Below are 23,538 nucleotides of genomic sequence, written 5' to 3' on the forward strand. Positions count from 1 at the left end.
ATTGTTATTCCCCTCCTCCATTCGTTTGGGTGATTTGCCAGGTTAACTTCGGGCGCACCGGTCCCAGGCGGTTTTCCGGCCACTGCGTTCCGGGCGCGCCGGTAACATCCATATTGAAAGCCAGCGCCTGTTCATCGTGGAAATAAGTCTTGATGCGATACGAGCTGGCATTCACGCCCACCACGTATCGCCCGCCATTCAACAGATATGGGGGAATTTCCACCCGGCTTTTATACGTGCCGGCCGTCCGCTGGGAATATTCTTCAAATTTTTCAGGATCGTCCGTATCAAAGGAGGTGAACACAAATTCACCTTGCGAGGTCAAAATATAAATGCCCACGCGCAAGCCCTTAATAGCTTTGTGCAGTTGGTATTCCACTTCCAGATAAAATGGCTCGCTGCAGCGCGCAGCTTCCATCACATGATCCTGTTTATCCAATAAGCGCACCGCCACCGGTTTGAAGGGAGCGGCTTGCGCAGGAATCTCATCCGGCTGCCATAAGCGTTGGCCCTCCTGGGTCAATCCGCGCGACAGGTAAAAATCCACCGCTTCCACAGTGGGCGCGCGCAGCAGCAAATGGCCTTTGTCAATCACCAGGGTTTCCTGCGTCAGGCGCAGGATGGCGGACATGTTATGGCTGACGAACAGCACCGTGCGGCCTTCCTTGGCCACGTCGCTCATCTTGCCCAGGCACTTGCGCTGGAATTCTGCGTCGCCTACCGCCAGCACCTCATCCACTACCAGAATTTCCGGCTCTAGATGAGCCGCCACGGCAAAAGCCAGGCGCAGGTACATGCCGGAGGAATAGCGTTTCACCGGTGTATCGATAAAGGTTTCTACTTCGGCGAATGAGACAATCTCATCAAATTTGGCTTCAATCTCGGTTTTCTTCATGCCCAAAATGGCGCCGTTCAGGAAAATATTTTCCCGGCCGGTCAGTTCGGGGTGAAAACCGGTGCCGACTTCCAGCAGCGAACCCACGCGCCCATAGACTTCCACCAGTCCTTTGGTCGGTTCAGTCACGCGCGAGAGAATCTTCAATAAGGTACTCTTGCCGGCGCCGTTGCGCCCCACCACGCCCAACACCGAGCCCTGCTCGACGTCGAAGCTGACGTCCTCCAAAGCCCAGATGGATTCCGGCAATAGCGCTTTTTGTTCTTCGGGCGCTTTTTTCGCGCCAAAACGTCCGGATAAAGTCTCGCGCAGGGTGCGGTAATTGCCGACCTGCTGGCCGAGACGATATTGCTTGCCTAAGTTTTCGACATGAATGGCTGTTTGACTCATCTTTGCACCTGCCTATACCATATCCGCAAACAGTCGTTCCATGCGTTTGAAGTAGAACATACCGCTGACCAACAAGACGATCGCGACCAGGGTAGAAACCAGCGTCATCATACCGGGAGCCTCACCGCTGCCCAGCAGCGCCCAACGGAAACCTTCCACCACACCGGTCATGGGGTTGACGGCGTACAGCAAACGCCACTTTTCCGGCACCATGCTGGAGGGGTACGCGATTGGGGTAATGTACATCCAGAATTGGGTCAGGAAGGGCAGCACATAGTTAATGTCGCGGTACAGCACGTTCAAAGCCGACAGCCACAAGCTGACGCCGGTGGCGGTTATCAAAGCCAGTATCAGGAATAAAGGAATGGTCCAGATATTGGCCGTGGGTACGACGTGATAGAAAGCCATCATTGCCAGCAGTACCACAAAGGCGATCAAAAAATCCACAATGCCGGCCAGCACGGAGGCCAGCGGCAGGATCATGCGCGGGAAATACACCTTGGTGATCATGTGGCTGGAATTGACCAGCGAGCGGCTGGCGTCCTGCAGCGCTTTGGAAAACAGCGTCCAGGGAATCAGCGCGGTGTATGAAAAGATCGGATACGGCACGCCGTCCGAAGGCACACCCGCCAGATTGCCGAAGAAGATGCTGAAGACCACCATAGTCAGGAACGGCTGCAGAATGGCCCAGGCAGCGCCCAGCGCGGTCTGTTTATAACGCACCTTCAGGTCGCGCCAGGTCATAAAATAGACCAGTTCGCGGTATACCCACAGGTCGCGTAAATTCAAAGCCGCCCACCCGCTTGTTGGCCGGATAATAATTTTCCGGGCTTCAGTGCGCGTCACGGAACGTTCCTCTACGCTTTGTTTTCCTGATACCATGCGATGGTTCTCTTTAATCCTTCTTCAAAAGTCATCTGCGCCTTGAAGCCGAACAGTTCTTCGGCCCGTTTGGTGCTCAACGCGCGGCGCGGCTGGCCGTTGGGTTTGGTGGTATCCCAAACCAGCTTGCCGTTGAACCCGGTCAGCTTGGCAATCAGTTCCACCAGGTCCTTGATGCTGATCTCATTGCCCGAACCCAGGTTGACCGGCAGATTGCCGTTGTAGCGCTCCGAAGCCAACAGGATGCCTTCGGCCGCGTCTTCCACGTACAGGAATTCGCGCGTGGGTGAACCGTCGCCCCACACCACAATCTCATCCTGGCCGGCTTCCTTGGCTTCCAGGCACTTGCGGATCAGAGCCGGGATGACGTGAGAGGAGGCTGGGTTGAAGTTGTCGCCGGGCCCATACAGGTTGACCGGCAGCAGGAAGATGGCATTGTAATCGTATTGCTGGCGGTAGGACTGCGCCTGCACCAGCAGCATTTTCTTGGCCAGGCCGTAAGGCGCGTTGGTCTCTTCGGGATAACCGTCCCATAAATTTTCTTCTTCAAAGGGAATCGGGGTGAACTTGGGGTAAGCGCAGATGGTGCCGATGGCTACGAACTTGCTCACACCGGTCTCCCAGGCGCGGTGCATCAGCTGCACGCCCATCATCAGGTTGTTGTAGAAAAATTCGGCCGGGTGTTCGCGGTTGGCGCCAATGCCGCCCACTTGCGCAGCCAGATGAATGATCAGGTCCGGTTTGGAATCGTCCAGCAGGCGGTTGATATCCGCCAAATCGACCAGGTTGTATTCCGGAAAATTGGGCACAAAAATATCTTTCGCGCCGCGCTCCTGCAGTTTGCGCACCACTACTTTACCCAGAAAACCGGCCCCGCCGGTTACACATACTCGTTTAGATTGCCAGAAATTTTCTTGACCCATAAGATTTCTATTCCTTTTCTTCAATGAAAATTTTTAAACCGATCACTTTCAGGAGTGGATACTCCCGGTCCGGGCTGATATTGAGACCCTGTTCCATACTGGTCAGTTTCAAAATCTCAGCCACGTCCCCCTCCCCCTCAACGCTGACCGTGGTGTAGCCCATGGCTTTGACATCTGCAATCGCTTTCAGCGAACGTGTGCGCACCAGGCGGTATAGCTCCAGGGACGACTGAATGTAATCCACCGTCAGGCGCGCGCGCAACGCGAGGCCTTCCGGCGTGATGATATAGCGTAATTTCTTGCGTTCTGCGCGTTTTACCTTGACGTAGCCCTTCTCAACCAGGCGCTTCAGGTGCCAGTTGACCGTCCCAACTGCCACGCCCAGCTTTTCCGCCAGGCCGGCTTGGGTGGTATCCGGTTCATCTTCAATATGTTCCAGAATGGTTAGATCTGCGTCAGTGGCTTTAAATTCAATTTCCATGATTCAATATTCAACCGTTGAATTATAAACCTGCGTCCGAAATGGGTCAAGCGGCAGCATCCAATGTATAATGTTTAACTCAATTTATAGAATGTAGTTAAGTATGAATATGGATAAAACCAGGCAGGCATTTAATAACGAAAGACAATCCCACTGGGACAAAGTCGCGGAAAAACTGGAACACTGGCAGGGCTGGGGCGGATATTACCGCCGGCGCGTGGCCCAGGTGTTCAAGTTCAACATTCCGGCCAACCAGGATATTCTGGAAATCGGCTGCGGCAACGGCGACCTGTTGGCCTATCTGGAGCCCAAATACGGCCTGGGAATGGATATTTCTCCCAAAATGGTACGGCTGGCCGGGAAACAGCATCCCAACCTGGATTTCATCCAGATGGACGCGCTGGAACTCAGCCTCAAGCGCCAGTTCGACGTAGTGGTCATCTCCGACACCGTCAACGATTTGTGGGACGTGCAAAGCACCCTGGAAAACGTGCACCAGCACCTCAAACCGCACGGCCACCTGGTACTGAATTTCTACAACCGTTTGTGGGAAATCCCCATCAACCTGGCCGCCAAATTAGGCGTGTCCAAGCCCACCCTGCTGCAAAACTGGCTGACGGTGGAAGACGTTTCCAACCTGCTCAACCTGGCCGGTTTCGAGCCGGTGCGCGAATGGGTGGAAGTGCTGATGCCCTTCAACATCCCGCTGATCACCCCGCTGTTCAACAAATTCCTGATCCGCCTATGGCCCTTCAAATTCTTCGCCATGACCCATTTCATGGTGGCGCGCCCCAAACCGGATTGTGAAAAAGTTGAGGACTACAGCGTCAGCGTGATCGTACCCGCCCGCAACGAGGCCGGCAACATCAAAAGGGTATTCGAGGAACTGCCAAAGATTAGCCCGCAAACGGAACTGGTCTTCGTTGAAGGCCATTCCACGGACGACACCTACGACGAGATTCTGCGCCAGATCGAAGCGCACCCGGACATTCCGGCGCGCGCCTTCCGCCAGCCCGGCAAAGGCAAAGGCGACGCGGTGCGCCTGGGATTCACGGAAGCCGAAGGGGACGTGCTCATGATCCTGGACGCCGACCTGACCATGCCGCCGGCCGACCTGCCACGCTTCTACAACGCATTGGCGAGCGGCAAGGGCGACTTCATCAACGGGGTGCGCCTGGTTTACCCCATGGAAAAGCACGCCATGCGCCCGCTCAACCTGATCGGCAACAAGGCTTTTACCTTGATTTTTACCTACCTGTTGGGCCAGCCCATTAAGGACACACTGTGCGGTACGAAAGTGCTATGGAAGGAACATTACGAGGAAATTCGCGCCAACCGCGCCTATTTCGGCGACTTTGACCCCTTCGGCGATTTCGAGCTGATCTTCGGCGCGGCCAAGCTCAACCTTAAGATCGTGGACATGCCCATCCGCTACCGCGAACGCACCTACGGCACCACCAACATCCAGCGCTGGAAACATGGCTGGCTGCTGCTGCGCATGGTGGTTTACGCGGCCGGACGGTTGAAATTCATCTAGTCCCCCTCATTCAGAGTTATTCGTCTTTGTGGAAACGCGGGTCTTCCGCGATGGTGCGGGTTAAGCCCTCGACCAGGCTGACCTTGGGTTTGTAGCCCAGCTTCTTTTCCGCCAATCCCAAATCGGCTCGCATGCGCGAAGGGCCGCTGTCGTGTGTCTTATTGGTTACGATCTCAGGTTTAGCCTTGGTGATATCCAGCACATGCTTGATCACTTCCGACACGGAAGTTTCCTTGCCGCTGCCGACGTTGATAATCAGGCGTTTAATGTCCGGAATGGTAGCCGCGCTGGACATGGCATCCACCACATCATCAATGTAAACGTAATCGCGCGTCTGTTTGCCGTCCCCATGCACCACGATGGTGCCATGGTCGATGGCCTGGCGGATGCAGTAGGGAATGACCGGCGCGTTGGTGGGTGGCAGGCGCTGCCCCGGCCCATACGCATTAAACACGCGCAGGCAGACCGTTTCAATGCCCCACAGATCACCGATAGTTCGGATGTAGTATTCAGCAGATAATTTGGAAACCGCGTAAGGTGAACGCGGGTTGGGCCGGCAGGATTCACGCACCGGCTGGGTTTTCTGGTTTCCGTAAATCGTACCGGAGGAGATAAAGACCACCCGGCGCACACCTACATCGCGCATGGCCTCCATTAAAGTCACAGTTCCCCCAACATTGACCTGGTTGTATTCGCGCGGGTAGAGCACCGATTCCGGCACAATCACACGCGCCGCCAGATGGTAGACGCAGTCCACCTCCTGTAAAAGCGACCATAATTTTGGCCGGTCGTTGACATCTCCCCGCACCAGATGCACTTCCGGTGATAATCTTTCAGGATCCCCTGTGGACAAATCGTCCAGACCTACTACCCGATGTCCCTCCTGGATGAGCCTGTTCGCTAAAGGCGCGCCCAGAAACCCCGCAGCTCCCGTAATTAAAAATCGCATATTTACCGCCAGTGGAAAGTCTAAGTACTCTGCATTATAGCATATCGATCTTTTTAAGATATGCGATAATAATTTAAAAATATTTGATATAGGGAAGAGAGCTCATGAAAATAACCATGGATAGCCTGGATTTTTACCCGCTGACCCCTCAGCGTTGGGATGATTTTATAGAATTATTCAACACCAGCAGCGTTTGCCGCGCCTGTTGTTGCATGTTCTGGCGCGAAACACGCCAGGAATTTGGTGTGAATTGCCGCAATAAGGGAGAAGGCAACCGCCAGGCCATGCGCGCGCTGGTGGATTCCGGCATGGTCCCCGGCATCCTGGGTTACCGCGAGAATGCCCCGCTGGTGTGGTGCTCCATTGCGCCGCGCGAGGATTACGCTTCATTGGAACGCTCTCTCACCCTGAAACGCCTGGACGGGCAGCCGGTTTGGTCAATCGTGTGTTTCTACATTGCCAAATCCGCCCGCAATAGCGGGTTGATGACGGCAGCCATTCGCGCGGCGGTGGAATATGCCCGCCAAAATGGCGCGCGCATTGTGGAAGCCTACCCGAAGGACGTCCATACCCGCCGTTCCTCCGACGACCTGTACATGGGAAATTTGAGCGCTTTTCTCAAAGCCGGCTTTGTCGAATTGGAAACACGCGGCACACACAAGTTCGTGCGGCTCTCGTTATAGATTTCAGCCAATCCTGCAGAAAATGCCAACCAGGGGGAGAAGGAATAGAATCAGGTACAATTATCCCCGCTAATTCTCAACGAGGTAAGAATGCATTTAAAACAAACCAGATTACTTCTCGCAATATTATTGGCAGCCATGCTGTTGTTGAACTCTTCGGTAGTCCTCGCCCAGGGCGAAGGCGAACAGGAGCCCACCCAACCGGCTGACCAATCCATGGATGAAACCGAGACCGTCATATCCGAGACACCTGCTGCCGAAAGTGTGGAACCCACGCCGACGGAAGCACAGCCCACCCCTGAGCCGACCCCGGCGCTGCCGGATTATTATGAAACTTATGAGGGCCTGCCTGTCTGCGCGCCGGGCGTCTACCTGATCGCGCCAACCGACTGCCTGCCAATGGGCCCTTCCGAAACGCTCACCAATTGGGCGCGTCAAGGTATTCACATTCCCGCGCAGCCGTTGATCGCGTCGCATCCGGACGCCAGCTACCTGCCGGTGGATAGAAATTATGCCAAACTGAACGTAGCCCCCGGGGTTCAGGCCGCCTGGTATCCCAGTTTGGATGCCGCCATCACCGGATGGGGTGCTTCCAATTATGTGCCCATCGGGAATACGCTGTATGTCTCTTACGATAACATTTCCTACAATGGCAATGATGCCTATGTGCAGAATGAATACGGAGAATGGATCCGCGCTTCACCCACCAATTACTCCTCCTTCTCCGGCTTGTTGTTTGATCAGAAACCCGATAACGATTTCGGTTGGATTATCGATGTGGTCAACCCGCGCAGAGAACCCAGTTATTTAGCTGCGGTCGTGAAAAAGGAACTGGTCCGTAATACGGTAGTTCAAGTGTACGACCAGATTGAAGCCGAAGGCACCACCTGGTATATGATCGGTATCGGTGAATGGGTGGAAGCCCGCGCATTAAAAGTGGTATCTCCCAACCAAACCGCGCCGGAAGGTGTGGACAACGGCCGCTGGATTTATGTTGACCTGCTTCAACAGACCCTGAGCGTGTTTGAAGATAACCAGCTAAGATTTGCCACCATTGTCGCCACCGGTTATGAACCTTATTACACCCAACCCGGATTGTTCCAGATCCGCGAGAAAAAAGATTACGAGACCATGACAGGAGCGTTTGCCACAGGAAAGACGGATTATTACCTGCTGGAGGACGTGCCCTGGACCATGTACTATGACGGCCCGCGCGCCCTGCACGGCGCTTATTGGCGCGCCTTGTTCGGCTACGAACAGTCGCACGGCTGCGTCAACCTGTCCATTACCGACGCGCACTGGTTGTATGACTGGGCCGAGGTGGGCGATTGGGTATCCGTCATTGACCCCAGCGGCGCGACACCCACCGACCCGTCCTTCTACACGGTCAACGCCGCGTTCTAAACATAAACGATCGAAAAAAAGAAAGAAGCTCCTGCCAAAGCAGGAGCTTCTTTTTGTCTCTGGTCAATCAGTCACACACCCGGATGGTGCAAGTGAATATGCGATCCACAAGTCCTCACTTAAGTAGGTCACACATTCTTGTGTGACATTATCCTGGCAAAAAAAAACGCCATTAATTTTTTCGGCGAGATTGGAATCCCGCCCCACGATAACACTCACTGCGTAGGGTGCGGTCCTACCTGTACTCATGTCGTTGGAGTAAACGCACCTGTCACATAGTCATCCTTCAAATTTTCTACGCAGGTCAGGCATTCCATTCACCTGTGCCCTACGGGGTATGCCTGACTTACAACAACATTCTTTTAGAAATAGGCTGCACTGATACTGGCCCAATTGATGATCAAGTCGTAAATCCCCAATCCCAGTATCAGCAGGCCGCTGACAAGGTTGACCCAACGGCTGTGGCGCGCGAAGAAAATCGTGATGGGCCGCTGCAGCGCACCGCCCAACAGGGACAGCACCAGCAGCGGCAGCCCAAAGCCCAACCCGAACCAGAAGAAGGTCGCCACGCGCGCCAGCAGCAAGGTTGATTTCAGACTTAGCGCGAAGATGGAGATCACCAGCGGGCCGGAGCAGGGAAAGGCAATCGGGCCATACAGTAAGCCGTACAGGAAAGCGTTGGCAAAGGGATGCGCCAGGGCCGGTACATGGATCTGCGGCAGCTGTTTAAAGGGATTGATGTTTAAGATCAGCATCACACCCAGAACAATCAAAATCAGATCGACCAGCGGTACCACCACCGACAACACCCGGCTGATGGAGAGCGACAACAACGAGATCGCAAACCCCATGATCAGCATCATGACCAGCACGCCCAGCAGGACGAAAAAGCCCAGGAAAACTGTGCGCGTGCGGCTTTTCTCGTCCTGCGCCCGGCCCTGGTTGGCGCTTAGATACGCCAGGTAGCCCGGGTAGAGTGGAAAGACGCATGGGCTGGTAGTGGCCAGCAAACCGATGCCGATGGCCGTAATAATTTGTGACAGGTCCAAACTTTAACCCTCGTTCAGAAAAGGTTCAAGCGCGCCTTGCAAATCTGCCGCGCTTTTAATGCCAAAGGGCAGCAAATGAGCCTGCCCCTGCCGGTCAATGATCAACATGGGCGTTGAAGGCGGATTGAGATATTGCGCGCCATACAAACTGCTGATCTCGTTGATCAATTCTTCCGATGCTACCACATATCGCCAATCAAAGCCGTGCTGCTGCGTGTAATTCTGCAGGGTGGCGCTGTCCTCATTGGGATCGATATCAATAGCCAGACTGACAAAATCATCGCGCGGGCCCAAAGTTTCCAGCAGCTGACTGACTTCCTGCTGCTGCTTCAAGCAATTGGAACACCAAACCGCCATGGTTTCCACCAGTACGACCTTGCCCTGCTCATTATTCAGGTTGAAAGTTGTTCCATTGTTGATGTCCGTCAATTCCCATTCATACCAATCCGGGGTTTCCATGCCGGTTTCATCCGTCATGGCTTCCGGCGACTCATCCATCATAGCATCGCTGCTCGCTTCTTCCATGGGAACAGCTTCCGCCACCATCTCTTGCGGCTGCGCGGGCTCGACAGCGTGTTGTTGGGAAGGGCTTGCGCAACCCGCGGCAAGGACTGCTAAAAAGGCAATGGCCAGCCAGGGGCTAATTTTTTGTATATTCATAACACCTCCGTATGGTTTATATTGTCCTCGATAGCCTGCCGGTCAAGTATTAAGGATTTATAAATAAAAGGGTTGATTATCCCTCATTTTTTTTACGCCACTCTCTCGATACTGTCATCGCGAGGAGTTTGCCCACATGCATTTCTGTGGGCAAGCGACGTTCGCGAAGCATTCCCCCCGGGGAAGGCGATCTCAGTTCGCTGCTTATATTTTTCATGCCTCTCCTAGCTTTTCTTTTCTTCGATTAATATTAAACACACAGCTGAGATTGCTCCCTCCAAGAGGGTGCTTCGCGATTCCCCAGGGGAATGCTTCGCGATCGCCCGCATTTCGCGGGCTCGCAATGACAGTTCCTTTTTCTCATACTCTATTTTTCAATCTTGATCTATATAATTTCCTTTTGAATTATTCTGTCATTTTTATCAAAAACCTTCTGTATTACCCTCCATCCTCCATCTGGGTAGCGAGTGTTTTTTTATTTCGGCCAACCCGCTCTCAATTCGCTAAAGCGTTAACAAAAAAGCCCGCCGTGTTTGGCGGGCTTTGCTTTCATCAGTTTCTGGATCAGAGGGAATAAATATCCTTGAATTTCTTATCAAGATAGCGCATAAAGGGTTCCGGTGTGATCTTCGATCCGGTAACTTTCTGCACCAATTCCTGCGGTTCAAACTTGGCGCCGTAGACATGCACATTTTCGCGCAGCCAATTGAGGATAACGGCGAAGTTGGCGTTTTCCACCTGAGCTTCCACATCCGGGATATCCTGTTCCATGCGTTCCCATAACTGCGCGGATACCAGGTTGCCCAGCGCGTAGGTCGGGAAATACCCAAATCCGCCGAAGGACCAGTGTACGTCCTGCAAGACGCCTTGAGCGTTATCGGGCGGAACAATACCGAGGTAATCCTTGAATTTCGCGTTCCAGGCTTCCGGCGCGTCTTTGGCTTTCAAACTGCCTTCCATTAGCGCGATTTCCATTTCCAGGCGCAGCATGATATGCAGGTTATAAGTGGCTTCATCAGCCTCCACACGAATTAAAGAGGGTTCCACCGCATTGACCGCCTTATAGAACATTTCCGCGGTTACATTACCCAATTGGCTGGGGAAAAGCTCCTGCAGGCGCGGATAGAAATGTTTCCAAAATGCGCGTGAGCGGCCCACCAGGTTTTCCCACAAGCGCGACTGCGATTCATGCACGGCCATGGAAGCACCGGCGCCCAGGGGCGTGCGGTTGTACTTCTTGGCAATACCCAACTCATACAGCGCGTGCCCGCATTCATGCATGGTGCCGAACATGGCTGTGGGCAGGAACTTGGTATTGAAGCGCGTGGTGATGCGCACATCGTTCAAGCCAAAACCGGTGGTGAAGGGATGCACGGATTTATCCTGCCGCCCATGATTCCAGTCATAGCCAAACTTGGAGATCACTTCCACGCCGAAATCCAATTGGGCTTTTTCGGGGTATTCCAGGAAGAGGAATGATTTTTCAACCTGCGGTTTCTCGGCGATAGCTTTGATTAGCTCCACCTGTTTGGGGCGCAGCGCGTTGAAAATCGCCTGGACATCGGCCGTCTTCATCCCCGGTTCATAGTCATCCAGAAGCGGATCATAGACGTGATCCCAGGGCTTGAAGAAATCTGCGTATTGCTGGCGCAAACCGATTAATTGTTCCAGGTAGGGTTGGAAGATACTGAAATCCGATTCCGCTCTGGATTTCTCCCATACCGATTGCGCCACGGTGGAAACACGCGCGAATTCACTGACGAATTCCGCGGATACCTTGGTAGCCTTATCATAATTATGCTTGGCCACTTTGATCAGGCGGGCATAGTCGGAATCCGCATCCATCTGCTTGGTTGTTTGCGTTAAATCCTCCAGCAAATTACCAATCTCGTCGGAAGTCGATTTAGCATGCAAAATCTGCTCGATCGTGGCAATTTGCTCGCCGCGGTCTTCCGCAGCGCCCGCGGGCATATTCACCAATTGGTCCCAGTTCAATAAAGCGCTGGTTGCGCCCAAATCGGCAATTTCCGCTAACAGACTCTTTAACTTTGCCAGTTTCTCTTCCATCAAATTCTCCCTGGATTTCTATTCTTTAGACAATTTTCCAATGCAATTTATCGCCTTTTAAAGCAGCTGTCACTTCTTTGGCAATGTCCATGGAGGCACGCCGCTGCGCTTCGTTGGTCTGTCCGGCCATATGCGGGGTTGCAATGACCTTGGGATGATTGATCAACTCCTTGAAAACGGGAGGTTCTGTCTCAAACACATCCAAAGCAGCTCCGGCTACCTTCCCAGAATTCAACGCGTCCAATAAGGCTTTTTCGTCAATGATGCCGCCGCGCGCTGTACAAATCAGATATACGCCATCTTTCATGCGTGCGAAGGCTTCCGCGTTGATCATGCCGCGCGTCTCGTCGGATAGGGGTGTGTGAATGGTGATGAAATCGGATTTTTCGATGATATCGTCCATCATCAACAGCTCACCGCCGATGATGCGGATGGTTTCGGGAATGCGAAACAGGCAGCAGGCCATAATGCGCATGCCAACCGCCGCGGCCATCTGGCCCACGGTCGAGCCAATGCGGCCAAAGCCAATGATACCGAGGGTCTTTCCGTAAAGTTCTACACCTTCGAATTCCTTCTTGGCCCATTCGCCTCGTTTCATGGATGCATCTGCGCGGGGAATCTCACGCGCCAGGGCAAAAACCATGCCCATGGCTAATTCTGCGACAGCCGTGGTTGTGGCAGTGGGAGCATTCACAACGATAACGCCCTTTTCTTTGGCATAAGCCGTATCGATGTTGTCCACCCCAACGCCTGCCCGTCCGATTACCTTCAATTTCTTTCCAGCTTCAATTACTTCGCTGGTGACCTTGGTCCGCCCGCGCACTATCAATGCATCATAATTGCCAATTTCTTTCAATAGCTCTTCGGCAGAGATGCCTTTATGGTCATCCACCTGAGCTTCTTTCGATAAAATGCTAATACCGGTATCCTGTAATCCGTCTGTAACCAATACACGCCAGGGTTCCATCGACACTACCTCCTGAAGTTTTTTCAGGCTAATTCTAACCGATTCTCACTGTCGTAAGCAATGCTTTCCAAATTTGCATAGTCAATTAACTTGAATTACCAGCGGCTTGCAACCGTTTTTTCTAAACAAAAAAGACAAGCGTTTTTTTGCGCTTGTCTTTTTTTAAGTTAGGTTTTTTACACCAGAGAAGATTATTCGTACCGCAGAGCTTCCACCGGTTCCAAATTGGCCGCCCGGTTGGCTGGGTAAATGCCAAAGAATAAACCTACTGCCGTTGAAAAAATGGTCGCCAACAGGATCGCATTAATACCCACCGACGGGTTGAACGGGGTTCCGCTGGCGGTGGCAATTTTGCCGATCGCCATCGCAATCAACCAACCCACAATAATGCCAATCAATCCACCGAACAGGCTCAATAGCGAGGATTCGGTCAGGAATTGCAGCAGGATGTCCGCCTTGCGCGCGCCCAGGGCTTTGCGCAGACCAATTTCCCTGGTGCGTTCGGTTACTGAAACCAGCATGATATTCATAATGCCGATCCCGCCAACCAGCAGCGAGATGGCAGCGATTCCGCCCAGGAAGATCGTTAATACGCTGGTGATCGTCCCGGCTACCGAGAGAATGTCTTCCTGGGTATAGATGGTGAAATCATCCAAACCTACTTCCGTGCGGTGCCGGCTGCGCAGAATCTGGGCTACTTCCTCGCTGGCAGCGGGGACCGATTCAGCATCCATTGCCTGCACATAAACGAGATCCACCTGGTCGCGGTCGCGATCCAGCAGCCGCACCCGCGCCGTGGTAATCGGTACGATGATGACATTATCCTGGCTGCCGAAGGATCCGCCGCCTTTGGATTCCAGTATACCGATCACGCGAAAAGGCTGTCCGTCCACACGGACGGTTTCTCCGGTGATCAGGGTCCGGCGGCCGAATAGTTTATCGGCCACATCCGGCCCCAGCAGTACCACCGAAGCCCGGCCATTGACGTTCTCGTCCGAAATGAAACTGCCTTCAATCATGTTGTAATTGGATACCACTGCAAACTCAGAAGTGACACCATAGATTTCAGGACTGGCGGTTTCACCACCGTAGGTAACCGTGGTATTGCCGTAAACCATCGGCGCAACCGACTGCACATGCGGTGCCTGGAAAACATCACTCATCGCGTTGACATCATTCATTGTCAACGGCTGTTCATTGCGTACATCTTCCTGTGTATTACCTTGAAAGACAAACAATAAGTTTGTTCCAATACCGCTGATAGAACCCAGGATGGTATCTTGCGCACCGGCGCCAACAGCCAGCATGGCGATAACAGCGGCAACGCCAATGACAATGCCCAAAATAGTCAGCCCTGCCCGCATTTTATTTGCGTTCAGGCTTTCCAAAGCTTCTTTTAACGCTAAAACGATATCCATATTTTTTTAACTATCCACAACCTGGCCGTCATACAGCCGGATCACGCGCTCCGTTTCCTCAGCGATTCCGGGATCATGCGTGACGATAATCAACGTTGTCCCTTTCTTTTTATTCATATCCAGCAATAAACTTAAGATCTCTTTACCGGATTTCGAATCCAGGTTACCGGTAGGCTCATCCGCCAAAATAATGGCAGGATCATTGATGATAGCGCGCGCTAATGCCACACGCTGCTGCTGGCCGCCTGATAATTCCATGGGTTTATGGTCCATACGATCAGCCAAACCCACTGCTTCCAGCGCAACTACTGCGCGTTCACGTTGTCTTTCGCGCTGCCCCGCATAGCGCAGCGGTAATTCCACATTCAACAATGCACTCGAACGGGAAAGCAAATTAAAATTCTGAAAAACAAAACCCACCTTACGGTTGCGAACCAGCGCCAATTGGTCATCGTTCATACCTGAGACCAGTTCTCCATCCAGGTAATATTCTCCGGATGTAGGCCGGTCAAGGCAACCGATGATATTCATCAACGTTGATTTGCCGGAGCCCGACGGCCCCATGATCGCGACCACTTCACCATGCTTAATCTCTATTGACACGCCGCACAGTGCATGTACCTGCACTTCCCCCATCTGATACACTTTGGTCAGATCTTTCGCAACGATTGCTTTCCCTTTCTTGGACATGATTTCACCTCGTGAATGCTGGCTGCCCGTTGGCGTCCATTATGGATGCCGGCGGGTTTAATATAATTAGATCTCCTTCACTAACATCACCTGAAACAACCTCGACACTGGTGTCGGACATCGCGCCGACTTCAATGTCAACCGCTGTCAGGGAACTGCCACGCATTACATACACAATCCGCCTTCCTTCGCTGGTGCGTATTGCCCGGCTGGGGATAGCGAGCACATCCTTCTTCTCGGTCACTATGATATTTACAGCTGCGGTCATACCGGGCCGGACTTCCTCATCCGGGTCAACGATCCGCAGTGTAACAGTGAAATCAACGCCGGAACCGGTATCTTCGCCAACCTTGGCTACTTCTGTCACCTCACCGGTATAAGTCTTGCTGCTGATGGCGTCAAAAGTCAATTCAGCTTCCTGACCGACAACAACCTTGTTGATATCCACTTCTGAAATCTGAACATCTACATTCAACTCGGATAAATCATCGATGCGGAATGCCGGTGTACCGGAAGATATCTGGTCACCCACTTTAGGATCAACCTGAGTAACCGTACCGTTGAAAGGTGCTTCAATCCAACCCAAAGATACCGTGGCTTCCGCAGCGGCAACTTTAGCTTCTGCCGCGCTGATGTCATCCGCATTTGCGCCGTTCTTGACTCTGTCCCAATCTCGTTGGGCATCGTCCAGCTTTGCTTGGGCAATATCGGCATCGGCAAAATCTTCAGCAACTTGCTGTCCATATGCTTTTCCCAAAAGGTAGTTTAATGCGCGCAGTGCTTTATCCCGTACCAGTTTGGCGTCATCTCTTTCCTGTTTGGCTTTCACCCGTTTAGGATCGTCAGCCGGAAGATTCTTCACAGCTTCGTAGGCTGCCTTATAAATCTTATATTCTTCTTCCTTGGCAATAAAGTCAGCCCTGAATTCATTGACGCGATCAATATTCGCATCGTTATAATTCCATTGGTCGCGATCATCTTCCTCATCGCGCAGATCTTGTTCAGCCTCCAGCAGCGCTTTGTAAGATTCCGCGCTTTCTGTGTTAGAGTTGATTAAATCCTCCATTGCTTTTTGAGCATCAACCAGATCGGCTTGTGCCAGAATGACCGATTGAGGCAGCGTGTTATCCGCCAAATCCGCCAGGATATCCCCCGCTTTCACGCGGTCGTTCACAGCAACATTAACGCTCTCTACCCGCCCGGTTGTCTGCCATTCCAGGTCAGCAGTTTGGTTGGCTTCTACAATACCGGTCGCGCCTACTATGACTACCATATCACTGCGTTCCAGTTTCACGGTCTGATACTCATCCATTGCCGTCTTTCGTGCACGGCTTTGATTATTGGCAACAAAAACGACAATTATCAGCAGTGCGAGGATGGCAATCCAGCGAATCGGTTTGGCAAGAATCCAATGCCAAACTCCCATTATCCACTGCCAGATACCTTTAAGGCTGAATTTTCTCTTCTTTTCGCTTTCCTGTACTTTTTTTACAGGTTTTTCGACAACCTCTTTTGGCGATTTCTTCTTCTTTAGTTCTTCATTATCCTTTTTGACCATTCCGATTCCTCTGTTCTACTATTATTATCTTTACCTATATACGGATGAAACCTGTAAAAAGCTTCCGTATTAATCCGCCAGAACCGGAATTTGCGGTCGGCATTTAATCCAATGCTTATCTACAGGTTAGGAAAAATTACTTAAGGCATTCTTACAATACCATCACAATTTTGTAACTTTACACAAAAACAAATAATATATCAAAAAGATTACAGAGAACCTTAATAATAAATAAGAAATCCTTAAACAAAAATGCCCTGATCTAACAGGGCATTTTTATTATTAATTGGTATAGATCGCAGCTTAATTTGTAATCTCAGGCCTATGTCTCAAGATATGCAAAAATCGCTCTGGTAATTTGTTCCAATAGTTCTTCGCATTTAATATCCTGAGGCATTTTTTTGCATTGCTCCATAATTATGGGACCATTGATAATCGCCATCACTGTGGAAGCTGCCAGACGTTCGTCTTTCTTCTTAAATTCGCCCTTATCCATGCCAGCTTTCAAGATTTTACCCAAGCTGGTCAGGCTATCATCCAGTTGAGAAAATTTTTCCGAGTGGGTGGTGGCGCCTTCTACCGGATCCAGCCAAAACAGGCGGAAAATTTTCGGGTGTTCTCGCGCTGTCTGGGTATATTCCAGAATGAGTTCTTCCATAACTTTTTTTGTAGGAACAGTCTGGGTTTCTCTGAGTTTTCCGGCAAAATGTTCATTGATACGGTTTTTCTCCCGCTCAACCAGTACATCCATAATCTCATCACGGTCTTTAAAGTATGTATAGAAAACCATATGAGAAACACCAACTTTTTCCGCTATCATCCGGATGCTGACTTTATCTGGAGGTACTTGATCGAGTAAAGAGATTACAGCATCCATCATTGAATTTCGCATTCGCTCAATTTTTTCAGGTGTGTTTTTTGGTCTAGCCATCTCTTAATCCTATTATTATTCTTACGTATATTTTATACAATATATTATATCGGATAATATAAAGAAACATGTAAACAATTCATTAATAATAATTACAATATTTTAGTATTTGCGCAGACGGCTATAATTAGGCCGAATCTTATGATGCAAAAGGTCATTCGAACCCTTAATTTCGCAGCAGCTTCCTGCCTGGTTTTACTGCTGATAACCACCAGTATATGGCAGCCGGTAAATCCCGAAGATGTCATCCGTCCGGCTACACGTCCATATGAATTCGATTATCTTGCCTGGACTGTGGGTGCTTTTTGGAATAAATCTGCTGTGGCAAGTTTAGGCATTAGCCATTATTCAAGCTTTTACCAGGATCGTCAAATTATTAAAGGATACTTTACCCTGCTAAAGGATAATGAAGAGCTGAAAAATGAGATTGAGAAGCTCTATACCAATCCGGATGTAGAAGATCCCAAACTGGAATCAACCGCCATGCAAGTTGAGCTGCAGTCCAACCAGAAGAAACTGGACCAACAATCATCGCTTGCCGAAGCCGTCATCCAGAAACAAATTTCCATTACATTGGACCGCCTTGGGCTCACCAGTTTGAGACAGCCCTTTCCCCCGGTTCTTTACCACTCCACCGAGCTGCCTAAAGAGTTGATTATTTCGCAGCGGAACGTGATTGAACAAGTTGCCAGTGTTTCCCTGCGCGCAGATATGAGCCTGGATGAAATGAATGCCCTGGAGGATGAGGTTGAAGCCGACAGTGACTACTCCGCCCTGGTGGTGGATGTCGGCGGAGTGGGTACTTACCCCACCATGGTCATCCGTACCAGCAGCATTTCCTACCTGATCGAAACCGTCGCGCATGAGTGGACGCATAATTACCTGAACCTGCGCCCTTTAGGAATCCGCTATTCCAGCTCACCGGAGCTGCGTACGATGAACGAGACTACCGCTTCCATCGCCGGTGAAGAGATCAGTCAGGCTGTTACGCGCTATTTTTATGCCGACCTGCTCGACACCCCCAATACCCCTTATAAGACGTACGAGGCAAAATACGTTGTGGAGAGCCCGCCGCCCGGCGGATGGGTCAACGTTGACTTCCGCAAGGAAATGTACCAGACACGCGTGCACGTGGATGAGCTCCTGGCCGCTGGGCAAATCACCGAGGCTGAAAGTTACATGGAGGAAAGGCGTCAGTTATTTTGGAGTCAGGGTTTTTCCATTCGCAAATTGAACCAGGCATATTTCGCCTTTCATGGCGCGTACGCCGATCAGGAATACAGTGCCGCCGGTGAGGATCCGGTTGGCAGCGCGGTGCGTTCCTTACGTGCGCGTTCGTCCAGCCTGGCGGATTTCATCAAAAAAATGAGCTCATTTTCTTCTTACGATCAATTATCCAAAGTGGTTAACGCGTATTAGGCTGTAAAACTCGGGGTTCGTTTTATTCCGGGTCAGGCAGGTCGTTTTCCAAATCCGCGCTGGTCTGGCCGTGTTCCAACCGATCTACTACCTCGTTGAATTCCTCCCCCATTTCCGCTCCGCTTTCCTGGCTCATTTGGCGCATCATGCGGCCAATCTCGGCCGGGTTTTTATCAATATCTTCCATTTTTCGTTCATCCGCAAGATCAGTGAATTGCTGCATACGGGAGTCATCGGATCGGGATACGCGCACCTTGCCAATGCGGCGCGTCACTTTTTCGCTGCCGCAGTGCGGGCAGGCAGCCGCCACATGCCCGTATTGCGCGTATGAAATATGCAGGCTGAAAGATTGGTGACATTTATCGCAGATATATTCGTAAGCTGGCACACCTGCCTCCGGTTGGATGGGAAGGTTTTCTATTATAATCATAGCAAACTTATACAAACCATAATCGAGCGAATTTGAATAAACTTTCTGTTAATTTTGATATTCTGGATAAATACCCTTTAATGATTGTCATTTCCGGACCCTCCGGAGTGGGAAAAGACTCCGTGCTGCGTGCCATGAAAAACAGCGATTCACTCATTCATCACGTTGTTACTGTTAATACGCGCGCTCCGCGCCCGGATGAACAGGAAGGTGTGGATTACTTCTTTGTAAGCCGTGAAAAGTTCGAAGACATGATCGCGAACAATGAATTGATTGAATATTCGCATGTCTATGATGATTACAAAGGTGTCCCAAAATCTCAGATTCAAGACGCGCTGGATAGCGGCAAAGATGTTGTCCTGCGCCTGGACGTGCAGGGCGCTGAAAAAATCAAGAAGATTTATCCGCAGGCCATTTCCATCTTTCTGCTGCCCTCCAACCAGGATGATTGGTATAAACGTCTGGGCGGCCGGCGCTTGGGGAACGAAAAAGACCTGGACAAACGCATCATGACTGTCAAGGATGAGCTGGTCAAAGCACGCGAGTTCGATTATCTGGTCGTCAACGAACAGAATAAATTATCCCAAACAGTGCAAATGATCGAAGCCATTATCACCGCTGAACATTTACGTGCCAAGCCTCGCAAAATCAAACTCTAACCCCAAATCTTATGAAAAGAAAATACCCTATCTCGTACTATATCATCGCAATCACGGTTGCGTTTTTCCTGCTGCAGCAGCTGTCCAAGATGCTGTTCGGTTACGATTTTCCCCTGCTATATGGCGCCAAAATCAACGAGTTCATCCTCAAGGGTGAAATCTGGCGGTTGGTTACACCGCTTCTGCTGCACGGTTCCATTCTGCATATCGCTTTTAATATGTACGCGTTATATACAGTCGGTCCCGGATTGGAACGCCGTTATGGGCCGATTTCCTTCATTACCCTGTATCTGATTGGTGGTTTATGGGGCAACACCGCGTCCTTTTTATTCTCCGCCAACCCTTCCCTGGGCGCATCCACCGCTATCTTCGGTCTGATTGCCGCACAAGGTGTGTACATCTACAAAAATAGATTCCTGTTAGGCCAGGCAGCCCAACCGCTGCTGGTTAACGTGATAGTGGTAATTGTGATTAACCTGCTGTTTGGCCTTTCCACCAGCGGAATCGATAACTGGGGCCATCTGGGCGGTTTACTGGGCGGTTTATTCTATGCCTGGTTTGCCGGCCCAACCTACGGGATCGACTCCACCATCACCTTTGGGAATGTGGTTATTGCCCATCCCAAAAATCCGCGTATGATTGGGTTGGGTGCTGCCCTAACCGCACTCTTGCTGGTTTTAGCCAAGATCTTGATGGCTTAATTTTTCAGACCGGTATTGTGAATCTTCCAGATTGATTAGATCCGGGATAAAAAACCCGCTTGCGCCAATCAAAAAACATCCGGCCGCAGCCAAGGCCAGCCAGCCGCGAATGCCAATCCATTCCGCTACCGGTGCCGCCACCAGCATGCTGATCGGCATCATACCGGTCGCCAGGCTGCTCACCAATGTAAAAACGCGTCCCTGAATATCCGGTTCTACGTGTGTTTGCAGGACGGCATAGAAAGGGCCGTTCACAATAGGCATCATAAACCCGGATATACTCATGCCCACAACCGCCAAATAGAATTGATTGACCCCGGCGGCAGCAATGAGCGCCGTACTGAAAGCAACCCCCAGAATGCCGACCAGGATGGTGAGAATCTTCTTTTTAAACCCGCCCCATGCGCCCAACACCAATCCGCCGGCAATCATGCCAATGCTGAACATCGCTTCTATTAAGCTGAGTTCAAACGCGCCCAAATTGAAGTAATCTTTTACCAAAAGCGGGGTAAAGGTATAGCCGGGATTTAAAAGAAAATTCAGGATAGTGGCAATGGCGATCAGATAGAGCATGCCTTTCCAGTGGCTCAGGTATTGGAAACCCTGCTTTACATCGCGCAGCAAATCGCGCGCTCCGGACAGGATGGGTTGATCGGAAATTTGAACCGGCTGTGGGATGGTGACAAACAACAGCGGCGTAATTGCGATAAAGGCTGTGATGATGTCAATTGCCAGAATGCCCTGCATCGGCAGTACGTCCAAAAGCAGCGCGGCCGCCATCGGTGCAAGAATACCCATGGCGCCTTGCAGCGTCTGGTTCCAGCCGGAAATGCTCGATAATTTTTCTTTGGGAACCATCAGCGAGGTGGATGCCTGCATGGACGGCCAATGAAAACTGCTGCCAAGCGCGCGCATAAACATAATGGCATAGATATGCCAAATCTGTACCTCACCCAGCCAAAATACCAGTACCAGAATTAGGGTAAAACAGGCAATGGCCAGATCGGCAAAAATCATTACGCGCTGGCGATTCCAACGATCTATTAAGGCACCGATAAATGGGGAAAGAAATACTTTCGGCAGCAGCGCAACAAAAGAGGCCATTGCCAAAACTGAAGCCGAGCCGGTCTGTTTTGTTAAATACCAAACCAGCGCAAACTGCACCAATTCGCTGCCAAATAAGCTAAACGCTTGGCCGAACCAGATTATGAAAAATGTTTTTTTCCAACCAGCAACAGGGCTGCGATTCATTTGCGATTATTCAATATAAATCTCAACATGTTCGTTATCTTCATCATCGAACACATCAAGAATTTTCCCCACTTCCCCATCACGAACTGCCCGCATCAATTCTTCACTTTCAATCCCGTCAATCTGAGGGGCAAAATGCGCTCCAAATTTAGCACCGGCGCCCATCACGCTGAGAGGAATACGGATATTTGCACGGACTTTTCCATTGGTTGCATCTGTAATTTTGACTCTGAAGAATTTGCCCGACCCCTTGAAAACTTCAGGTTCATCCACAACTTTTGTTTTCTTCTTAGGATCAGTTTTTTCGATGGTTTCCAGCAATTTTGCCGCTTCATCTGCTGTAATTTTTCCATCTTTGAGCAACTTCAAAATCATCATCCGCTCATCTTCACTCATTCAATACCTCTCGCCTAATTTACTTCTTCGCATACCGCGGGAAAGTAATAATAATGGTCTGTTCCGGCCGTATTTTTCAGTATTTTCAGTTAATCCACAGGATTATTTCTGAAAACATAGATTCATTTTCAAACTTCGCTTTTGCATTATATCATTGCTAAATTTGAAAGTCGTTTGACCAATTACCCCTTTTAATCCTGCAATTCGTATAATAAAACCCAACTGCCATTGCCTCCGTCACCGCGGCGGGGTGTGCGGTCATAGTAAAGCGCGAAAATCCTGCCTGTTGTGGTTTCGACGCAAAAATAAAAACGCCCGCTGCCCCACGAACCGAGCTTCTCTGCACGCGTCAAATGGGCCGGGCGCATGTTATTGGCCTGGTTGCCCCGGCGCGCCAGGTCGCACCATTCGGAATTCAGCACTTTGACCGTAAACCGTTCCCCGCGCCAATCAAAAAAATCGGGGCAAACCGGCACCTTCGGCAGGAGCGGTTCTTTCCGATAACTCACCTGGATTTCTTCATCAATGAATTTTTTCGATTTATCGTCCGTTGATTTCACAATTTCCTCTCGGTTTATTTAACAAATTATTAACGGAAGAATGAAAGCTGTTTTATACCTCTATGTTATACTAATTTCGTCAAAATTGTCCCAGGAGATGAAAAGCGTGAAAAGATTATTACTAATGCGCCACGCAAAATCGAGTTGGAAAGATTCCGATGTCCCAGATCATGAACGCCCTTTAAAGAAGCGCGGTCAGCGAGACGCTGAAAAAATGGGAAAAATGCTGAAGAGCAAAAAACTGGTCCCCGATCTTATCATTTCATCCACTGCAACCAGAGCTGAAAAGACAGCAGAAATAGTCGCCAAGGCAAGTAAATACGAAGCCGAAATTGTGTATTCGGATTCTTTATATATGGCCGAACCTGCCGACATCATGAAAGTAGTAAAAGACCATGCCAAGAAGCAAAAAACGGTCCTGGTCATAGGTCATAACCCCGGGTTGGAAGCCTTCCTGCAGATTATGACTGGCAAGGTCGAAAGCCTTCCGACGGGTTCCATTGCCTATCTGGCAACCAAAATTGATAATTGGAGCAATCTTTCCAGCGAAGAAGAAGTCAAGCTAAAGAATCTTTGGCGTCCAAAGGATGATTAATTAACGGATTTATTGATATTCACCGCCGGTCAAACCGGCGGTT

General features: G+C 50.7%; 24 protein-coding genes. 7 read left to right on the forward strand and 17 right to left on the reverse strand.

Features of this window, described 5'->3' with window-relative positions; all coding sequences use genetic code 11:
• Positions 1-4: 4 nt before the first annotated feature.
• From Pelsub_RS13760 to Pelsub_RS13775, 4 genes are read right to left on the reverse strand one after another with little or no spacing between them, the layout of a single operon-like run.
• Entirely contained in the window at positions 5-1,285 is a 1,281-nt protein-coding gene (locus tag Pelsub_RS13760; protein ID WP_116225613.1) for an ABC transporter ATP-binding protein, read from the reverse strand.
• 12 nt (positions 1,286-1,297) lie between these two features.
• Positions 1,298-2,167 carry an ABC transporter permease gene (locus Pelsub_RS13765; RefSeq protein WP_116225614.1) on the reverse strand — a complete coding sequence of 290 codons (870 nt, stop codon included), beginning with the start codon at positions 2,165-2,167 and terminating at the stop codon, positions 1,298-1,300.
• Positions 2,143-3,090 (reverse strand): GDP-L-fucose synthase family protein, encoded by a 948-nt coding sequence (locus Pelsub_RS13770; RefSeq protein ID WP_116225615.1) that lies wholly within the window; start codon positions 3,088-3,090, stop codon positions 2,143-2,145. The genes Pelsub_RS13765 and Pelsub_RS13770 overlap by 25 nt, the downstream gene beginning before the upstream one ends.
• Positions 3,091-3,097: 7 nt before the next feature.
• Complete coding sequence (locus Pelsub_RS13775; protein ID WP_116225616.1) at positions 3,098-3,571, reverse strand: winged helix-turn-helix transcriptional regulator; 474 nt, start codon at positions 3,569-3,571, stop codon at positions 3,098-3,100.
• 103 nt (positions 3,572-3,674) lie between these two features.
• On the opposite strand from Pelsub_RS13775, the gene Pelsub_RS13780 reads away from it, so the two are divergent.
• Positions 3,675-5,108, forward strand: coding sequence for a glycosyltransferase (locus Pelsub_RS13780; protein WP_116225617.1), 1,434 nt, complete (start codon positions 3,675-3,677; stop codon positions 5,106-5,108).
• A 16-nt stretch (positions 5,109-5,124) separates the two neighbouring features.
• On the opposite strand, the gene Pelsub_RS13785 is transcribed toward Pelsub_RS13780, so the two are convergent.
• On the reverse strand, positions 5,125-6,057 hold the full coding sequence (locus Pelsub_RS13785) for an NAD-dependent epimerase/dehydratase family protein (protein ID WP_116225618.1): 933 nt from the start codon (positions 6,055-6,057) through the stop codon (positions 5,125-5,127).
• Between the two features lie 104 nt (positions 6,058-6,161).
• Here Pelsub_RS13785 and Pelsub_RS13790 point away from each other — a divergent pair, with 104 nt between their 5' ends.
• On the forward strand, positions 6,162-6,740 hold the full coding sequence (locus Pelsub_RS13790; RefSeq protein WP_116225619.1) for a GNAT family N-acetyltransferase: 579 nt from the start codon (positions 6,162-6,164) through the stop codon (positions 6,738-6,740).
• 90 nt (positions 6,741-6,830) lie between these two features.
• Positions 6,831-8,144 (forward strand): L,D-transpeptidase, encoded by a 1,314-nt coding sequence (locus tag Pelsub_RS13795; RefSeq protein ID WP_116225620.1) that lies wholly within the window; start codon positions 6,831-6,833, stop codon positions 8,142-8,144.
• A gap of 362 nt (positions 8,145-8,506) precedes the next feature.
• Here Pelsub_RS13795 and Pelsub_RS13800 read toward each other — a convergent pair whose 3' ends face one another.
• From Pelsub_RS13800 to Pelsub_RS13835, 8 genes are all read right to left on the reverse strand, one after another.
• Positions 8,507-9,193: a cytochrome c biogenesis CcdA family protein gene (locus Pelsub_RS13800; protein WP_116225621.1), complete on the reverse strand. Its 687-nt coding sequence runs from the start codon at positions 9,191-9,193 to the stop codon at positions 8,507-8,509.
• Between the two features lie 3 nt (positions 9,194-9,196).
• The gene (locus Pelsub_RS13805) at positions 9,197-9,853 is read right to left on the reverse strand and encodes a TlpA family protein disulfide reductase (RefSeq protein WP_116225622.1); all 657 of its coding nucleotides are present in this window, start codon (positions 9,851-9,853) and stop codon (positions 9,197-9,199) included.
• Positions 9,854-10,417: 564 nt separating this feature from the next.
• Positions 10,418-11,920, reverse strand: a complete 1,503-nt coding sequence (locus tag Pelsub_RS13810) for a carboxypeptidase M32 (protein WP_116225623.1) — start codon at positions 11,918-11,920, stop codon at positions 10,418-10,420.
• A 25-nt stretch (positions 11,921-11,945) separates the two neighbouring features.
• Positions 11,946-12,887 (reverse strand): hydroxyacid dehydrogenase, encoded by a 942-nt coding sequence (locus tag Pelsub_RS13815; RefSeq protein ID WP_116225624.1) that lies wholly within the window; start codon positions 12,885-12,887, stop codon positions 11,946-11,948.
• Positions 12,888-13,078: 191 nt separating this feature from the next.
• Complete coding sequence (locus tag Pelsub_RS13820) at positions 13,079-14,305, reverse strand: ABC transporter permease (protein WP_116225625.1); 1,227 nt, start codon at positions 14,303-14,305, stop codon at positions 13,079-13,081.
• A gap of 6 nt (positions 14,306-14,311) precedes the next feature.
• Positions 14,312-14,995, reverse strand: coding sequence for an ABC transporter ATP-binding protein (locus Pelsub_RS13825; protein ID WP_116225626.1), 684 nt, complete (start codon positions 14,993-14,995; stop codon positions 14,312-14,314).
• 4 nt (positions 14,996-14,999) lie between these two features.
• A complete protein-coding gene (locus Pelsub_RS13830; RefSeq protein ID WP_116225627.1) occupies positions 15,000-16,553 on the reverse strand; it encodes an efflux RND transporter periplasmic adaptor subunit in 1,554 nt (517 codons plus the stop codon).
• 322 nt (positions 16,554-16,875) lie between these two features.
• Entirely contained in the window at positions 16,876-17,484 is a 609-nt protein-coding gene (locus Pelsub_RS13835) for a TetR/AcrR family transcriptional regulator (RefSeq protein WP_116225628.1), read from the reverse strand.
• 141 nt (positions 17,485-17,625) lie between these two features.
• Here Pelsub_RS13835 and Pelsub_RS13840 point away from each other — a divergent pair, with 141 nt between their 5' ends.
• The gene (locus tag Pelsub_RS13840; RefSeq protein WP_116225629.1) at positions 17,626-18,903 is read left to right on the forward strand and encodes a hypothetical protein; all 1,278 of its coding nucleotides are present in this window, start codon (positions 17,626-17,628) and stop codon (positions 18,901-18,903) included.
• A 22-nt stretch (positions 18,904-18,925) separates the two neighbouring features.
• Here Pelsub_RS13840 and Pelsub_RS13845 read toward each other — a convergent pair whose 3' ends face one another.
• A complete protein-coding gene (locus Pelsub_RS13845) occupies positions 18,926-19,291 on the reverse strand; it encodes an FmdB family zinc ribbon protein (protein ID WP_158675125.1) in 366 nt (121 codons plus the stop codon).
• Between the two features lie 122 nt (positions 19,292-19,413).
• On the opposite strand from Pelsub_RS13845, the gene gmk reads away from it, so the two are divergent.
• A complete protein-coding gene (gmk, locus tag Pelsub_RS13850) occupies positions 19,414-19,992 on the forward strand; it encodes a guanylate kinase (protein ID WP_116225631.1) in 579 nt (192 codons plus the stop codon).
• A gap of 11 nt (positions 19,993-20,003) precedes the next feature.
• Positions 20,004-20,693 (forward strand): rhomboid family intramembrane serine protease, encoded by a 690-nt coding sequence (locus tag Pelsub_RS13855; RefSeq protein WP_116225632.1) that lies wholly within the window; start codon positions 20,004-20,006, stop codon positions 20,691-20,693.
• Here the strand turns inward: Pelsub_RS13855 and Pelsub_RS13860 are convergent.
• The 3 genes from Pelsub_RS13860 to Pelsub_RS13870 form a co-directional block, all read right to left on the reverse strand.
• Positions 20,670-21,944, reverse strand: coding sequence for an MFS transporter (locus Pelsub_RS13860; RefSeq protein ID WP_116225633.1), 1,275 nt, complete (start codon positions 21,942-21,944; stop codon positions 20,670-20,672). The two genes, Pelsub_RS13855 and Pelsub_RS13860, sit on opposite strands and share 24 nt — an antisense overlap.
• A gap of 6 nt (positions 21,945-21,950) precedes the next feature.
• Positions 21,951-22,340, reverse strand: coding sequence for an SHOCT-like domain-containing protein (locus Pelsub_RS13865; RefSeq protein WP_116225634.1), 390 nt, complete (start codon positions 22,338-22,340; stop codon positions 21,951-21,953).
• A 191-nt stretch (positions 22,341-22,531) separates the two neighbouring features.
• Positions 22,532-22,900: a DUF6504 family protein gene (locus Pelsub_RS13870; protein WP_116225635.1), complete on the reverse strand. Its 369-nt coding sequence runs from the start codon at positions 22,898-22,900 to the stop codon at positions 22,532-22,534.
• A 106-nt stretch (positions 22,901-23,006) separates the two neighbouring features.
• On the opposite strand from Pelsub_RS13870, the gene Pelsub_RS13875 reads away from it, so the two are divergent.
• Positions 23,007-23,495: a SixA phosphatase family protein gene (locus Pelsub_RS13875; RefSeq protein ID WP_158675126.1), complete on the forward strand. Its 489-nt coding sequence runs from the start codon at positions 23,007-23,009 to the stop codon at positions 23,493-23,495.
• The last annotated feature ends 43 nt before the right edge of the window (positions 23,496-23,538 follow it).

It is taken from the genome of Pelolinea submarina, from assembly GCF_003966975.1.
Taxonomy (GTDB): Bacteria; Chloroflexota; Anaerolineae; order Anaerolineales; family Anaerolineaceae; genus Pelolinea; species Pelolinea submarina.

Coding starts and splice junctions, on each gene's coding strand:
- Pelsub_RS13760 (WP_116225613.1), bottom strand. CDS start 1,285: ATGAGTCAAACAGCCATTCATGTCGAAAACTTAGGCAAGCAATATCGT.
- Pelsub_RS13765 (WP_116225614.1), bottom strand. CDS start 2,167: ATGGTATCAGGAAAACAAAGCGTAGAGGAACGTTCCGTGACGCGCACT.
- Pelsub_RS13770 (WP_116225615.1), bottom strand. CDS start 3,090: ATGGGTCAAGAAAATTTCTGGCAATCTAAACGAGTATGTGTAACCGGC.
- Pelsub_RS13775 (WP_116225616.1), bottom strand. CDS start 3,571: ATGGAAATTGAATTTAAAGCCACTGACGCAGATCTAACCATTCTGGAA.
- Pelsub_RS13780 (WP_116225617.1), top strand. CDS start 3,675: ATGAATATGGATAAAACCAGGCAGGCATTTAATAACGAAAGACAATCC.
- Pelsub_RS13785 (WP_116225618.1), bottom strand. CDS start 6,057: ATGCGATTTTTAATTACGGGAGCTGCGGGGTTTCTGGGCGCGCCTTTA.
- Pelsub_RS13790 (WP_116225619.1), top strand. CDS start 6,162: ATGAAAATAACCATGGATAGCCTGGATTTTTACCCGCTGACCCCTCAG.
- Pelsub_RS13795 (WP_116225620.1), top strand. CDS start 6,831: ATGCATTTAAAACAAACCAGATTACTTCTCGCAATATTATTGGCAGCC.
- Pelsub_RS13805 (WP_116225622.1), bottom strand. CDS start 9,853: ATGAATATACAAAAAATTAGCCCCTGGCTGGCCATTGCCTTTTTAGCA.
- Pelsub_RS13810 (WP_116225623.1), bottom strand. CDS start 11,920: ATGGAAGAGAAACTGGCAAAGTTAAAGAGTCTGTTAGCGGAAATTGCC.
- Pelsub_RS13815 (WP_116225624.1), bottom strand. CDS start 12,887: ATGGAACCCTGGCGTGTATTGGTTACAGACGGATTACAGGATACCGGT.
- Pelsub_RS13820 (WP_116225625.1), bottom strand. CDS start 14,305: ATGGATATCGTTTTAGCGTTAAAAGAAGCTTTGGAAAGCCTGAACGCA.
- Pelsub_RS13825 (WP_116225626.1), bottom strand. CDS start 14,995: ATGTCCAAGAAAGGGAAAGCAATCGTTGCGAAAGATCTGACCAAAGTG.
- Pelsub_RS13830 (WP_116225627.1), bottom strand. CDS start 16,553: ATGGTCAAAAAGGATAATGAAGAACTAAAGAAGAAGAAATCGCCAAAA.
- Pelsub_RS13835 (WP_116225628.1), bottom strand. CDS start 17,484: ATGGCTAGACCAAAAAACACACCTGAAAAAATTGAGCGAATGCGAAAT.
- Pelsub_RS13840 (WP_116225629.1), top strand. CDS start 17,626: ATGATGCAAAAGGTCATTCGAACCCTTAATTTCGCAGCAGCTTCCTGC.
- gmk (WP_116225631.1), top strand. CDS start 19,414: ATGATTGTCATTTCCGGACCCTCCGGAGTGGGAAAAGACTCCGTGCTG.
- Pelsub_RS13855 (WP_116225632.1), top strand. CDS start 20,004: ATGAAAAGAAAATACCCTATCTCGTACTATATCATCGCAATCACGGTT.
- Pelsub_RS13860 (WP_116225633.1), bottom strand. CDS start 21,944: ATGAATCGCAGCCCTGTTGCTGGTTGGAAAAAAACATTTTTCATAATC.
- Pelsub_RS13865 (WP_116225634.1), bottom strand. CDS start 22,340: ATGAGTGAAGATGAGCGGATGATGATTTTGAAGTTGCTCAAAGATGGA.